The 13,572-nt window shown below is 66.1% G+C and carries 11 protein-coding genes and 1 tRNA gene; 6 read left to right on the plus strand and 6 right to left on the minus strand.

Annotated features, from left to right (window positions below; genetic code table 11):
* Window position 1 precedes the first annotated feature (1 nt).
* The 3 genes from ArtHe_RS09000 to argS are packed head-to-tail and all read right to left on the minus strand — an operon-like array spanning window position 2 to window position 4,401.
* Window positions 2–1,300 (minus strand): homoserine dehydrogenase, encoded by a 1,299-nt coding sequence (locus ArtHe_RS09000; RefSeq protein ID WP_066295489.1) that lies wholly within the window; start codon window positions 1,298–1,300, stop codon window positions 2–4.
* 14 nt (window positions 1,301–1,314) lie between these two features.
* Window positions 1,315–2,745 (minus strand): diaminopimelate decarboxylase, encoded by a 1,431-nt coding sequence (gene lysA, locus ArtHe_RS09005; protein ID WP_248316483.1) that lies wholly within the window; start codon window positions 2,743–2,745, stop codon window positions 1,315–1,317.
* Between the two features lie 6 nt (window positions 2,746–2,751).
* Window positions 2,752–4,401, minus strand: a complete 1,650-nt coding sequence (gene argS / locus ArtHe_RS09010) for an arginine--tRNA ligase (RefSeq protein WP_248316484.1) — start codon at window positions 4,399–4,401, stop codon at window positions 2,752–2,754.
* A gap of 219 nt (window positions 4,402–4,620) precedes the next feature.
* Between argS and ArtHe_RS09015 the strand changes: the two genes are divergently transcribed.
* From ArtHe_RS09015 to ArtHe_RS09035, 5 genes are all read left to right on the plus strand, one after another.
* Entirely contained in the window at window positions 4,621–5,100 is a 480-nt protein-coding gene (locus ArtHe_RS09015) for a hypothetical protein (protein ID WP_066295493.1), read from the plus strand.
* Window positions 5,101–5,113: 13 nt separating this feature from the next.
* Complete coding sequence (locus ArtHe_RS09020) at window positions 5,114–5,989, plus strand: FAD:protein FMN transferase (protein ID WP_248316485.1); 876 nt, start codon at window positions 5,114–5,116, stop codon at window positions 5,987–5,989.
* A complete protein-coding gene (locus ArtHe_RS09025; protein ID WP_248316487.1) occupies window positions 5,986–7,503 on the plus strand; it encodes an FAD-dependent oxidoreductase in 1,518 nt (505 codons plus the stop codon). Before ArtHe_RS09020 ends, ArtHe_RS09025 begins: the two co-directional genes overlap by 4 nt.
* A 127-nt stretch (window positions 7,504–7,630) precedes the next feature.
* A tRNA-Arg gene (locus ArtHe_RS09030) sits at window positions 7,631–7,703 on the plus strand.
* Between the two features lie 207 nt (window positions 7,704–7,910).
* Window positions 7,911–8,327, plus strand: a complete 417-nt coding sequence (locus ArtHe_RS09035) for a hypothetical protein (protein WP_248316488.1) — start codon at window positions 7,911–7,913, stop codon at window positions 8,325–8,327.
* 5 nt (window positions 8,328–8,332) lie between these two features.
* Here the strand turns inward: ArtHe_RS09035 and ArtHe_RS09040 are convergent, their stop codons facing one another.
* The 3 genes from ArtHe_RS09040 to ArtHe_RS09050 form a co-directional block, all read right to left on the minus strand.
* The gene (locus ArtHe_RS09040) at window positions 8,333–9,538 is read right to left on the minus strand and encodes an ABC transporter permease (RefSeq protein ID WP_248316489.1); all 1,206 of its coding nucleotides are present in this window, start codon (window positions 9,536–9,538) and stop codon (window positions 8,333–8,335) included.
* A complete protein-coding gene (locus tag ArtHe_RS09045; RefSeq protein WP_248319731.1) occupies window positions 9,535–10,215 on the minus strand; it encodes an ABC transporter ATP-binding protein in 681 nt (226 codons plus the stop codon). The genes ArtHe_RS09040 and ArtHe_RS09045 overlap by 4 nt, the downstream gene beginning before the upstream one ends.
* Before the next feature lie 92 nt (window positions 10,216–10,307).
* Window positions 10,308–11,354 carry a secretion protein HlyD gene (locus tag ArtHe_RS09050; protein ID WP_248316491.1) on the minus strand — a complete coding sequence of 349 codons (1,047 nt, stop codon included), beginning with the start codon at window positions 11,352–11,354 and terminating at the stop codon, window positions 10,308–10,310.
* Between the two features lie 396 nt (window positions 11,355–11,750).
* On the opposite strand from ArtHe_RS09050, the gene ArtHe_RS09055 reads away from it, so the two are divergent.
* Complete coding sequence (locus ArtHe_RS09055; protein WP_248316492.1) at window positions 11,751–13,499, plus strand: pyruvate dehydrogenase; 1,749 nt, start codon at window positions 11,751–11,753, stop codon at window positions 13,497–13,499.
* Window positions 13,500–13,572 lie beyond the last annotated feature (73 nt).

Below are 13,572 nucleotides of genomic sequence, written 5' to 3' on the forward strand. Positions count from 1 at the left end.
TCTAGACCCCTTCTACCCGCAGGACGGATGTGACGGAATTGATAACGTCCAGGCCCTTGATGGCCTCGACGGTGGCCGCAAGCGCGGCCTCGGGTGCCCGGTGCGTGACGAAGCGCAGTTCGGCGGACGCTCCGGCGGCATCGGTATGGCTTTTCTGCCGCATCGTTTCGATGGAGACGCCGTGCTCGGCGAAGACCCGTGCCACGGCGGCCAGCACACCGGTTGCGTCAGCGACGTCCAGTCCGATGCTGTAGCTGGTGGTGACTTTCTCCAGTGGAAGGGCCGGAACGTGCCCGGACGCGGCCTCCACGCCCATGTGGCCGCCCAGCACCAGGCGGCGGGCGACAGTGACGACGTCGCCCATCACGGCGGAGGAGGTGGGGGTGCCGCCGGCGCCCTGGCCGTAGAACATCAGTTCACCGGCGTTTTCGGCCTCGACGAACACAGCGTTGAAGGCGCCGTGGACCGCGGCCAGCGGGTGGGTGCGCGGCAGCAGGGTGGGATGCACGCGGACGCTGACGCCCTCGGTCCCGTCGGACTCAAACTTCTCCGCGATCGCGAGCAGTTTGATGACGAACCCGGCGTCCTTTGCCGCAGCGATGTCCTGTGCGGTGATGCCGGTGATGCCCTCGCAGGACACGTCCTTCATCTCGAACGTGGTGTGGAAGGCCAGGGAGGCCAGGATCGCGCCCTTCGCGGCGGCGTCGTGGCCCCCGACGTCGGCGGTGGGATCCGCCTCGGCGTAGCCCAGGCGCTGGGCCTCGGCCAGCGCGTCAGCGAACTGCGCGCCGGTTGAGTCCATCTGGTCCAGGATGTAGTTGGTGGTGCCGTTGACGATGCCGAGCACACGGGTGATCCGGTCGCCGGAAAGGCTGTCGCGGATCGGGCCCAGGATCGGAATGGCGCCGGCGACGGCGGCTTCGTAGGCCAGGCGGACGCCGGCGGCATCGGCCTTCTCGTACAGCGCGGCGCCGTCTGCGGCGAGCAGAGCCTTGTTGCCGGTCACCACGGACGCGCCGTGGCCGATGGCATGCAGGATCAGGGTGCGGGCCGGTTCAATTCCGCCCATGAGTTCAATAACGATGTCCGCGGACTCGACGAGTGCTTCCGCGTCGGTGGTGAACAGGTCCCGGGGCAGGTCCGCATCGCGGGGAGCATCCGGGTTGCGGACCGCGATCCCGGTCAGTTCCAGTCGGGCGCCGGTGCGTGCAGTGAGGTCAGCGGCATCATCAAGGAGGATTCGTGCCACCTGGGATCCCACGTTGCCGCATCCCAACAGGGCTACTTTGAGGGTCTTCATTTCTGTGCCTTCTCCTATGCCGGTTCTGAAACGTCCCGCGCCAGCAGGTCGTCTTCGGTTTCGCCGCGGATGATCAGCCGCGCAGCACCATCACGGACAGCGACGACGGGCGGGCGGGCGATGTAGTTGTAGTTGCTGGAGAGCGCCCAGCAGTAGGCGCCGGTGCCCGGAACGGCCAGCAGGTCCCCGTGGTCTACATCCGAGGGCAGGTAAACATCCCTGACTACTATGTCCCCGCTCTCGCAGTGTTTGCCAACCACGCGCGACATAACCGCGTCATGATTCGAGGCGCGGGAGGCCAGCACGGCAGTGTAATCGGCGTCGTACAGCACAGGCCGGGCGTTGTCGCTCATACCGCCGTCAACTGACACGTACCGGCGAGCCGCACTTGTGCCGCCGGGGGTGTCAACGCGGACCGTTTTGATTGTCCCGGCGCGGTAGAGGGTGAAGGTGGTCGGACCCACGATCGCGCGGCCGGGTTCAATCGAAATCCGCGGAACGGCCAGGCCCAGTTCGGTGCAGGTGGCTCCGACGACGGCCGCCATGGCCTTGGCGATCTCCGCCGCAGGACGGGGGGTGTCGGCCTCCGTGTAGGCGATGCCGTAGCCGCCGCCCAGGTCAAGTTCGGGCAGCTCGACGCCGTGCGCCTGCTTGATCTCCGCCATAAACGCCAGCAGGCGGCGGGCAGCGAGTTCAAAACCGGCCGGATCGAAGATCTGCGAACCAATGTGGCTGTGCAGTCCCAGGAGCCGGATTCCGGGGTTCGCCAGCGCTGCCGCAACGGCTGCTGCTGCTGGCGAGGTACCCGTTTCCGTGTCCGGAGCCATGGACAGGCCGAACTTCTGGTCCTCATGGGCAGTGGCAATGAACTCGTGCGTGTGGGCATGGACGCCGGGAGTCAGGCGCAGCATCACGTTGGCACGGACCCCGCGGGAGGAGGCCAGTGCACCCAGCCGGTCCAGTTCCGGCAGTGAATCCACGACGATCCGGCCCAGTTCCATTTCCAGCGCCCGGCTGAGCTCGGCATCGGACTTGTTGTTTCCGTGCAGTCCCAGGTTTGCTCCGGGGATGCCGGCCCGCCTGGCGACGGCGAGTTCCCCGCCCGAACAGGTGTCCAGCCGGAGCCCTTCATCGGCCACCCAGCGGGCGATTTCGGTGCAGAGGAAGGACTTGCCTGCGTAGTAGACGTCCACTCCCCCGCACAATTCGGCGAAGGCCGCATCAAAGGAATCCTTGAAGTCCCGGGCGCGGGCGCGGAAGTCCGCCTCGGAGACCACGAACAGCGGCGTACCGTATTCTGCGGCCAGCGCCGAAACCGGAATACCGGAAATTTCCAGTTCCCCGTCATTGCTGCGGCTCACGTCGCGCGCCCAGATGTCTCCGGCGAGTGCGTTGGCGTCCTCGGGGTAGCTCAGCCACCCGGGGGCCAGCTCAGATGCTGTCATGGCGGCTTACATCCGTTCCGGAGCGGAGACACCCAGCAGGTCCAGCCCGTTGGCCAGGACCTGGCGGGCTGCTGTGTTCAGCCACAGCCGGGTGCGGTTGACGTCGGTGATTTCCTCGCCGTTCTGCGGGGCGATCCGGCAGGCGTCGTACCAGCGGTGGTAGGTGCCGGCGATGACTTCCAGGTGGCGGGCCACGCGGTGGGGTTCGCGGAACGTGCTGGCCTGGGCCACTACGCCGGGGTACTGGCCGAGGGCTGCCAGCAGCGCACTTTCAGTGGGGTGCGTGAGCAGCGCGGCATCGAAGGCGGAGTCGTCCACACCGGCTGCCTCCGCGTTGCGGGCCAAGGCGTAGGTCCGGGCATGGGCGTACTGGACGTAGAACACCGGGTTCTCGTTGCTGCGCTTGGTCAGCAGATCAAGGTCGACGTCGATGTTCGAGTCGGCGGAGAAACGGGCCAGCGTGTAGCGGGCGGCGTCAACCCCCACGGCGTCGACGAGGTCCTCCAGCGTGACCACGGTGCCGGCGCGCTTGGACATCCGGACCGGTTTGCCGTCCTTGACCAGGTTCACCATCTGGCCGATCAGCACCTCTACGCAGGCCGGGTCGTGCCCCAGCGCCGCGGCGGCGGCCTTCAGCCGGGCTACGTACCCGTGGTGGTCCGCTCCCAGCATGTAGATGTTCAGGTCGAAGCCGCGCTCGCGCTTGTTCTGGATGTACGCGATGTCACCGGCGATGTAGGCAGCGTTGCCGTCCGACTTGATGACCACACGGTCCTTGTCGTCGCCGAACTCCGTTGAGTTCAACCACCAGGCGCCGTCCTTCTCATAAAGGTTTTTCGAACCCTTGAGCTGCTCCAGCAGCTTCTCCACATGGCCGTCCCCGTGGAGCGAGTCCTCGTGGAAGAAGACGTCGAAGTCGACCCCGAAGTTGTGCAGCGATTCCTTGATGTCGCCGAACATCAGGTCCACGCCGATCGCCCGGAACCGTTCCTGGGCTTCGGGTTCAGGGAGTTCCATGATGTTCGGTTCCACCGCGAGGACGCGCGCCGCGATGTCCTCAATATAGGCGCCGGCGTAGCCGTCTTCCGGGGCAGGCTCGCCCTTGGCCGAGGCGAGGAGGGACCGGGCAAACCGGTCGATCTGCGCACCGTGGTCGTTGAAGTAGTACTCGCGGGTGACTTCGGCGCCCTGGGATTCGAAGACCCGGGCCAGCGCGTCGCCGACGGCGGCCCAGCGGGTTCCGCCGAGGTGAATGGGACCGGTGGGGTTGGCGGAGACGAACTCAAGGTTGATCCGGGTGCCGGAGAGCGCATCGGAGCGGCCGTAGGCGGGGCCGGCTTCCACGATCGCCTTCGCCAGTTCACCGGCGGCTGCGGCGTCCAAGGTGATGTTCAGGAAACCGGGACCGGCAATATCGACCTTGGCGACGCCGTCGATCTTCTCCAGCCGGGAGGACAGGATCTCCGCGAACTGGCGGGGGTTCATCCCGGCCTGCTTGGAGAGTTGGAGGGCGATGTTTGTGGCCCAGTCGCCGTGCTCCCGGTTCTTCGGCCGCTCGACACGGACCTCGGAGGGCAGCTCGATGCTGAAATCACCCTCATCGATGGCGTCTTTGAGGCAGGCAGTTACGGCGGAGGAGAGTTCTTCAGGAGTCACCGGTTAAGCATAGCGGGGACAGGCACTTCGCCCTTATTCCTCCCGTTTGGATCCCCGCAGGCCTGCTGCCCGCAGGTCCTCCCGGTCCCCGGCAGGAAACCTGCCGGGTTCATGCGCTGTAATAAAGAGGGAGACCTTTTCCCGCCCCCGGGTGGCGGAGCAGCTGCCGCGGGTGGCTGGAGGCCCTCGAGACGTTCCGTCAGAGACCAAGGAGAAACCGTGAAACCCCAGGCCAAGAAGCCCATCCTGACCGTCGTTGCCGGGCTAGCACTTCTGGGGAGCGCCGGCTGCGCGCCGGACGGTGCCGCCGACAACACGGCAGGCACGCCGTCCACCAATCCTGCGTCCTCCCCGGCATCAGCATCCGGCGCGGAGTCCGGCGCTGCAGCTGGAACCGGAGATTACGCGGACGGCGACTACACGGGGACCGGTACCTACATCCCGCCGTCGAACCAGCAGGAGGAAGTCACTGTCAAAATGACTCTCTCCGGCGGAACAGTTACTGCTCTGGAGGTCACGCCATCGGGCAATAATCCGACGTCGAAGCGTTACCAGGCGGAGTTCACCGACGGCATCCAGGAGCAGGTCGTGGGCAAGCCGCTGGACAGCCTCGATGTCGGCAAGGTTGCCGGCTCCTCCCTCACCAGCCAGGGTTTCAACAAGGCACTGGAGATGATCAAGGGTGAGGCAGCCGGCTAGGAGATCTGCGGTCATGGAGTCCTTCGGCTTTGAAGCGATCGGCACCCAGTGGCACATCACCACCGAGGTGCCGGTGGACGCTGGTACCCGCAGCGAGGTCTTCGCGCTCGTGGAGCACTATGACGCGGCACTCTCCCGCTTCCGCCCGGACTCCGTGGTCTCCACGCTCGGCCACAGCGGCGGAACCGCGGCCCTCCCCGCTTTTACGGCCCCCTTGTTCAGCCTCTTCGACAGCCTGGACAGGCTGACGCAGGGCAGACTGAACCCGCTGGTCGGCAGATCGCTGGAGCAGCTGGGCTACGGCCCCGGCTACCCGCTGCATCCCCTGGGCCCGCCGGCCGGTGCGCCGGCCTGGACATCCACCGTTTCCTGGCACCGGCAGGGACCACCGGACACCGTGGCGCTGACCCTGGCCCATCCGGCCACCGTGGATGTGGGCGCCGCCGGAAAAGGCCAGCTGGTGGATCTCGTCTGGGATCTGCTCACCGCGCGCGGATATGCTGCCGTAGTGGTTGACGCCGGTTCCGATATGCGGCATTCCGGACCGCAGAGCCTCCGGGTTGCCCTGGAGCACCCCTACGATCCGGGAACGGCCATCGGTGTTCTGGATCTTCAGGATGGCGCGCTGTGCGCCTCGGCGGCCAACCGCCGGAGCTGGGGCGAAGGCCTGCACCATGTCCTCGACGCGTCCACGGGGCGGCCGGTGGACGCCGTGGCCGCCACCTGGGTCCTGGCCGGCGACGCGATGACCGCCGACGGCCTGGCCACCGCACTTTTCCTCACCGATCCCGCCCTGCTCGCAGCCGAGTTCAGTTTCGAGTACGTCCGGATGTTCTCCGACGGCAGGGCACAGTTTTCCAACGCTATGGCTGGAGTCCTCTTTTCATGACCGTATCCCTGAGTCCCCCGACCGCACGGCTGCAGCGCCTGCTCGGCAAAACAAGCATGTACCGGATGCTTGTGATGCTGCTGTTGGCCATGGCGGCGTGGTCGTTCGTGCTGTCCCTGACCGGCGCACTTTTCTACACGCCGGCGGAACTGGGTGCAACCCTCGCCACCGCTGTCATCTCGACGCTGGTCGCCAGCCGGGTCATGGGGCTGCTGTTCCGCACGTTTCCGCAGACCGACTCAACCCTGATTACCGGGCTGCTGCTGTTTTTCCTCTTCTGGCCAACCACCAGCGGACCCGAGCTCGGCACCATTGCGCTGGCCGCCTTCGCGGCCACGGCATCGAAGTACCTCCTCGTCTGGCGCCGCCGGCACATCTTCAACCCGGCAGCCCTCGGCGCCGTCGTGATCGGCCTGACCGGACTCAACCAGCCGGTCTGGTGGGTCGCCGCGCCGCTGATGCTCGTAGTGGTCCTGCCCGCTGCGTTCCTGGTGCTCTACCGGAGCCGGCTGCTGCCGATGGCGGGAGTCTTTGTCCTCGTCACGGTAGTGATCGTGGTGCTCCGCTTCGCTGTCTCCGGTGAACCGGCCCTGGACGGGCTGGCCACCGCCTTCACGTCCTACCCCATTCTGTTCTTCGCCGGTTTTATGCTCTCGGAACCGCTGACCCTGCCGCCGCTGCGCTGGCAGCGGCTCGCTGAGGCCGCCGTCGTCGCAGTGCTGTTCACCACCCCGCTCTCCGTAGGACCGGTCTTTATGTCACCGGAGCTGGCCCTGCTGATCGGGAACCTGCTGGCCTTCGCGGTTGGCCAGCGCGGCGGCATCAGCCTGCGCCTGCGCGAGACCCGTGACCTGACGCCAACGTCCCGGGAACTCGTGTTCGAGCCGGCGCGTACGCTGCGCTACCGGGCAGGCCAGTATCTGGAGCTGAGCCTTCCGCACCCGAACCCGGACGGCCGCGGGCTGCGGCGGATCTTCAGCATCACCTCTGACCCTGCCGATGCCCGCACTGTCTCCGTGGCCCTGAGGGTCTCGGAACCCGGCAGTTCCTTCAAGACGAAACTCCTGCGCCTGAAGCCGGGCGCCCGGATCTCCGCGACGACTGTGGGCGGGGACTTCCAGCTCCCCCGCGACGTGTCGCGGAAGATCCTCATGGTGGCCTCGGGGATTGGCATCACACCGTTCGTCAGCCAGCTGCGCTCCGGAGCAGCCCGCGGCCGGGACATCGTGCTGGTTTATGCCGCATCCTCTCCGCAGGAGCTGGCCTACGCCCGGGAACTCGCGGACCTGGGCGTCCGGGTCTTCGTGTGCACACCGGAGGATCCGCAGCTGCCGGGCTGGACCTGGCTGGGTTCCGGCCTGCCGGACGCGGACCGGCTCCTGAAAGCCGTGCCGGATGCAGCCGAGCGTTCAGCGTTCGTGGCCGGGTCGCCGTCGGCCGTCTCATTCGTCCGGGGCGAAGCCCGCCGGGCGGGAATCCGGCGCATCCATACCGACCCGTTCCTGGGCTATTAAGCGGAAGCTTCGTCCGGGTTTCCGGGCACCGCCCCGGACCTGCTAAGCTTCTTTAGTCCCTGCAGGACATACCGGTTTGATGCGATCAACAATCAGTCGAGATTTTGATCGTGGTTTCCGGTGTCCCGCCCTCGTAGCTCAGGGGATAGAGCGGTTGCCTCCGGAGCAACAGGCCGTAGGTTCGAATCCTATCGAGGGCACGCATGTGAAACGGCCAGGCCGTGACTTTCCCAGAAAGTCACGGCCTGGCTTTTTTGTTGGCTTCCGGCGTCCGGCTCAATTTTCGGCAGGGCTGCCAGCTGCGGCGCCCGGCATCTTCCCGTTCCTGCTGGGAGCGCGGACCATGGGAGACATAGCGGTGCTGTTTTCCCGCGCCGCACCCAGGCGTCATTCCCCAGGAGGCCCCCATGCCCGGCAGCCGCTCCGCCCTTGCCATCGTTTTCGCCGCTGCCGCCTTCTCGGCAGTGGCCTGCAGCGGGAACCAGACCCCCGCCGAGAACACACAGTCGGCCTGCGACGCCTACACACAGTTCTCCGACACCGTCGCCGATGCCCGCGTTTCGATCGATTCCTCCTCCACCATCGAAGAAATCCAGGCTGAACGGGACACCATCCAGAACGCCTATCAGGACCTGGGCCCGGCTCTTGAATCGGTCGCCGAGGACCGCCGGACGGCCGTTGAGGACGCCTGGAACAACTTCGACGAGGCGGTCACGAACATTGACGAGTCAATGACCGTCCCCCAGGCTGCGGCCTCCCTTTCTGATGACATCGAGCAGATCCGTGCGGCGCGGGACGGGCTGGAGTCTGAGCTCGCCTGCTGAGTGCCTCAGTAGCGGATGGCATCAATCACCTTGACGCGTACGGCAACCAGCGCGGGGATGAGCCCGGCGAGTGTCCCGACGGCGGTGGCCGCGCCAAGCCCCAGCAGGGCCGCTTCGATGGGGAACGGCGGCAGTTCGGCTACGCCCGAGGCGATCTGCTGCTGCACAATCGGCAGTTTGACGATGGCGATGGCGGCCATAACCCCCACAACGCCGGCGGCGAAGGTGGCAACCACGGATTCCAGCATCACACCGAAGAAAATCCTGCCGGACGTTGCACCGAAACTGCGCCGGATACCGATCTCCCGCACCCTGTACTTCACGGTCACCATGGAGATGTTGAGCAGGCCCACGGCGCCCAGGAGCATCACCATCGCAGCGATCCCGCCAACCACCAGTTCCAGGACGGCATACGGGTCGCCCCACGCGGCGTAGTCGCTCCGGTAAACGCTGCTCTGCAGGTTGGGAAACTGCGCCGCCAGGTCAGCGGTGATGGCTTCCTGCAGCGGCACCGCCAGTTCCTCCGGGACCCACAGCTCCAGCATCGGCGGGGCGCCCATGCCGCTGCCGGCCAGGCCGAGCCTGTCATACGCCCGCGTCAGCAGGTAAACAGCAGGCAATTCCTGCTCCCAGGAGTTTGCCCGGACCCCGGTGATAACAGCGTCCACGGGTCCTCCGTTCCAGATCTGCACCACGGGATCCACAGCCAGGTCCGGGGATCCCATCCTGGCGTGGAACGCCTCATTGACAATGACCGCCGGTGCCAGGCGCTGGGAGTCTGCTTCCGTAAACCAGGTTCCAGCCTGCAGGTTAACCCGCCGCATGGTGCCGAAATCAGCGTCCACCACAAGAGTCTCTGTCTGCGCTACACCGTCAGGGAACTGGAAGGGAATCTGGGTGGGCAGGAACAAGGACGCATGGTCAATGGAGTAGCGCTCTGCAACACCCGCATAGGCGCCTCTCAGCCCAGAGTTGTCCGGGACGGAGCCATCCATGGAGTACGCGGAAACGCTGAGGGTTGCCGGGCGCCCGCTCTGTGATTCGGAGCCCTGGGCCATGGCCGCCCGGGCCATGTCCGCCAGCCCCACCACAGCGGTCAGCGCCGCCACGGAGAGCGCAACCCCCACCAGCGCCAACAGGATCCTGGCCTTGTGGATCCGCAGTTCGGTCCAGGCCTCGACCAGGGTGGCGGCAATTCCGGAGAAGCTCATACGGACGGCTCCGTTCCGGCACGCAGGTGGCCGCCGTCCAGCAGGTAATGCCGGTCGGCGAGCGCAGCCACGCCTGGATCGTGGGTGATCGTGACCAGTGCGGCTCCGGATTCGGCCACAACGTCTGCCAGGAGCGCCATCACGGCCTGTCCCGTAGCGATGTCCAGCGCCCCGGTGGGTTCGTCGGCGAGGATCAGTTCCGGCCCGCGAACCAGTGCCCGGGCAATTGCCACCCGCTGCTGCTCGCCACCGGAGAGCTTTTGCGGTTTGTCGCTGAGCCGGTTGCCCAGGCCGACCTTCGCCAGCATCTCCGCGGCAATCTTTTCCCGCTGCCAGAAGGAGCGCCCCCGCGCATAAAGCAGCGGCGTCATCACGTTTTCCAGGGCGGTGCGTTCGGCCAGCAGATTGAACTGCTGGAAAATGAACCCCACAGAGCTCCCCCGTTTGACTGCCCGGGCGTTTCCGCTCATGGACTCGACGGGAATGCCGCCAAACTCCATCCTGCCGGTGGTGGGCAGATCCAGCATGCCCAGGATGTTCAGCAGCGTGGACTTGCCGGAACCGGAACGGCCGACGATGGAAACATGGTCGCCGCGGTCGATCTGAAGGTCGACGCCGTCCAGGATTGTCAGCTGCGCGCCATCGGGCAGCTGCACGCTGCGGGTGACTGCTTCCATGGAGACAAGCGCCCCGGCTTCCGGCGCTTCCTGGCCGTCCCACCCGGTGTATTCCTGCTGTGCGGGGCCGCCGAGGGGCTGCGTCACCCCGCTCATCCGCCCATCACTCCGGGCCCGTACATCATCTGCTGTCCGTCCTGCGGCGCTTCCGCACCCGGAACAAACAGAAGGATCTCTTCTCCCTCACTCAGCCCTTCGGCGATTTCAACGGTCTGGCCGTCTGTCAGGCCCAGGACCACGGCCCGTTCTTCCGAGGCGCCCGGCGCACTGACTACCCAGACAACACCGTTCTGCACCGCTCCCTGCACCGCCGTCGTCGGTACCGTCACCGCATCCAGCGACTGGCCGGCGGTAATGGTGATGGCCGCGCCGAGGCCTGCGAAGACCGAGACATCCGCCGGGACGGAGCAGCTCACGGTGCCCGAGCCCTGCCCGGCAGCGGGCGGGCCGATGATGGGCTGCGCCTGTGCCTGGGCCTGGGTGGAGATGCCGTCCGCTGCCGGAGCCGTCTTCCCCATGGTGACGTCGCTGCAGGCAAACGGAGCGGGGCCTCCGTTGATGGTTACCTCTGCCGTATTCGGCCGGTCCATGATGCGGAACTGCTGGTCCGTGCTCAGGGTGCCCTGGACAGAGAAAGTGCCCGGGTCGATCGAAGCGATTTCCGTGCCGACACTCACCTGCTGGTTAAGCAGTACCGGAAAACTGGCCAGGGTTCCGGCTGCCGCCGCCGTGACGTCGATGTATGTGTATCTCGGGGCCGCGGGAACCGGAGCAGAGTCCTCCTCCGGCGCAGGCTGCACTGCCGGCTGTTCCTCCACCGGCTTGCGCACCTGGAAGAGCCTCTCGCTTTTTTCTACCCGCTGTCCCTGCTCGGCATCGATATAGACGACCACCCCGTCCGCGGTGCTCCGCACGGGTACGGCCGGGTCCGAAACCACTGATCCCTGGACATCGACGGTGTTGGTGATGCTTCCCCGCACTGCCTGCACCGTTGCGGTCTGCATCTGGGCGGAGGGAACCTGGGTTTCAGCCTGCGCGCTGAGCCCGTCGAGGAACGCCAGCTTGAACAGGGCCGCGGCTATAACGGCGAAGACCACCAGCCAAAGAACGGGAAAAACAATGCGTCTGGCAACACCCATGGGGGCTCTCCAATTGTGGATAGAGACCGCTGCCGGGTGGGGCCAGCCGCGTACTTTTCTTTCCGGAAACCCATGCCCGCACCGCCTGCAGGTGCGCCATGGTCCCGGTTTGACTGGGATGGACGCTACCAGCAGGGACGGGCACTTCGACGCTGAAACGGCGGGGCACGGCGTTTTCCATCCCGGGGGTGGAGCGCTTTCATCCTGCGGGCTGAGCAGTGCCGGTGCCGGGCGGACTTGGAGGGTGCAGCAGCGGTGCGTAGCATGAAAGGGCCGGTCGGCAGCATGCTTGTCTTTGGAACGATTGTGGCGCTGGCCGGAGTTTTTCTTCATTCCGCCTAAACCACCCATCGGGTGCCGGCCGGGCGGCTGGGACCCGGTAGCCGGGAGCGCCCCATGGCCAAACAGCTCGCCACCCAACTGATCGAACAGCTTCGCGCCGCCGGAGTCCAACGCATTTACGGCATCGTCGGAGACAGCCTGAACCCCATCGTGGACGCTGTTCGCCGGACCGGCGGGTCCAAGCGCGGAGGGATCGACTGGATCCATGTCCGGCATGAAGAAGCCGCCGCCCTGGCGGCCTCCGCCGAAGCCCAGCTGACAGGGAAGCTGGCCGTCTGCGCCGGGTCCTGCGGCCCGGGAAACCTGCACCTGATCAACGGCCTCTATGACGCCAACCGCAGCGGAGCCCCGGTGCTGGCCATTGCCTCGCACATTCCCAGCGCCCAGATCGGCAGCGGCTTTTTCCAGGAAACCCATCCGGACCGGCTGTTTACCGAGTGTTCTGTGTATTCGGAACTGATCAGCACCTCCGATCAGGCTCCGCGCGTTATGCACAGCGCCATCCAGCACGCGGTCGCCCTGCGCGGGGTTTCGGTGGTCACTATTCCCGGCGACATTGCGGGCCAGGAGGCTACTGCACCCACCCCGTCACCCGCAGAGTTCCTCCCTGCCTCCGTGGTTCCGGCAGCCGAGAGTGTGCACCAGCTGGCCGCCGCCGTCAACGAGGCACGGAAAGTAGCGGTCTTCGTTGGGATTGGGGTTGAGGGCGCCCACGACGCGGTGGTGGAGTTCGCTGCCAAGGTCAACGCGCCGGTTGGGCACTCGCTCCGGGGGAAGGACTTCATCCAGTACCAGAATCCGTTCGACGTCGGCATGACGGGCCTGCTGGGCTACGGGGCAGCTGCCGAGGGGATCAAGGACGCCGATCTGCTGATCCTGCTGGGCACCGATTTCCCGTACAACCAGTTCCTTCCGGACACCAAAACAGCCCAGGTGGACCGGGCTGCAGAGCACCTGGGCCGGCGCACCGACGTCGATATTGCCGTCCACGGCGACATCCTTCCCACCCTGGAGGCCCTGATGCCCCTGGTCGAGGAGAAGCAGGACAGCAGATTCCTGGAAGAGATGCTGAAAAAGCATGACCGGCTGATGAACAAGGCAGTGGGCGCCTACACGCAGAAGGCGGAAAAGCTGCGACCCATCCATCCCGAGTACGCCGCCTCGCTTCTGGACGAGGCGGCCTCCCGGGACGCGGTTTTCACCGCCGACACCGGCATGTGCAACGTCTGGACGGCCAGGTACATCAACCCGCTCGGGACCCGCCGGCTCATCGGTTCCTACCTGCACGGCACCATGGCGAACGCGCTCCCCCACGCAGTGGGTGCCCAGCTCTCCCATCCGGACCGGCAGGTGGTGGCTGTCTGCGGTGACGGCGGCCTGTCCATGCTGCTGGGAGAACTGATTACCGCCCGCATGTACAACCTGCCGCTGAACGTGGTGGTGTTTAACAACTCGACCCTGGGCATGGTCAAGCTGGAGATGCTGGTGGACGGACTGCCCGACTACGCTGTGGACGTCCCGGATACCAACTATGCGGATATTGCTGCCGCCATCGGTTTCCATGCTGTGCGGGTCAGCGACCCGGCGGAGATCATGAACGCCTACCGGGCGGCATTCGAACACCCGGGTCCGTCCCTGGTGGAGCTGGTCACCGATCCGAATGCCCTGTCCATTCCCCCCAAGATCACCACCGACCAGGTGCTGGGATTCGCCACGGCCATGTCCAAGGTGGTGCTGAACAAGGGAGCCGGTCAGGCTGTCAGCATGGCCCGGAGCAACCTGCGCAACATCCCCCGGTCATGAGCGTGTTTCCGGCGTTTTCAGCGGGTCGCTGGAAGCGCCGGAAACCCTGGCAGGTCAGCCGGAAGCGCCGGCG

Source organism: Arthrobacter sp. Helios (genome assembly GCF_023167125.1).
GTDB lineage: Bacteria > Actinomycetota > Actinomycetes > Actinomycetales > Micrococcaceae > Arthrobacter_B > Arthrobacter_B luteolus.

Coding starts and splice junctions, on each gene's coding strand:
- ArtHe_RS09040 (WP_248316489.1), bottom strand. CDS start 9,538: ATGAGCTTCTCCGGAATTGCCGCCACCCTGGTCGAGGCCTGGACCGAA.
- ArtHe_RS09045 (WP_248319731.1), bottom strand. CDS start 10,215: ATGGAAGCAGTCACCCGCAGCGTGCAGCTGCCCGATGGCGCGCAGCTG.
- ArtHe_RS09035 (WP_248316488.1), top strand. CDS start 7,911: ATGCCCGGCAGCCGCTCCGCCCTTGCCATCGTTTTCGCCGCTGCCGCC.
- ArtHe_RS09020 (WP_248316485.1), top strand. CDS start 5,114: ATGGAGTCCTTCGGCTTTGAAGCGATCGGCACCCAGTGGCACATCACC.
- ArtHe_RS09025 (WP_248316487.1), top strand. CDS start 5,986: ATGACCGTATCCCTGAGTCCCCCGACCGCACGGCTGCAGCGCCTGCTC.
- lysA (WP_248316483.1), bottom strand. CDS start 2,745: ATGACAGCATCTGAGCTGGCCCCCGGGTGGCTGAGCTACCCCGAGGAC.
- ArtHe_RS09050 (WP_248316491.1), bottom strand. CDS start 11,354: ATGGGTGTTGCCAGACGCATTGTTTTTCCCGTTCTTTGGCTGGTGGTC.
- ArtHe_RS09000 (WP_066295489.1), bottom strand. CDS start 1,300: ATGAAGACCCTCAAAGTAGCCCTGTTGGGATGCGGCAACGTGGGATCC.
- ArtHe_RS09055 (WP_248316492.1), top strand. CDS start 11,751: ATGGCCAAACAGCTCGCCACCCAACTGATCGAACAGCTTCGCGCCGCC.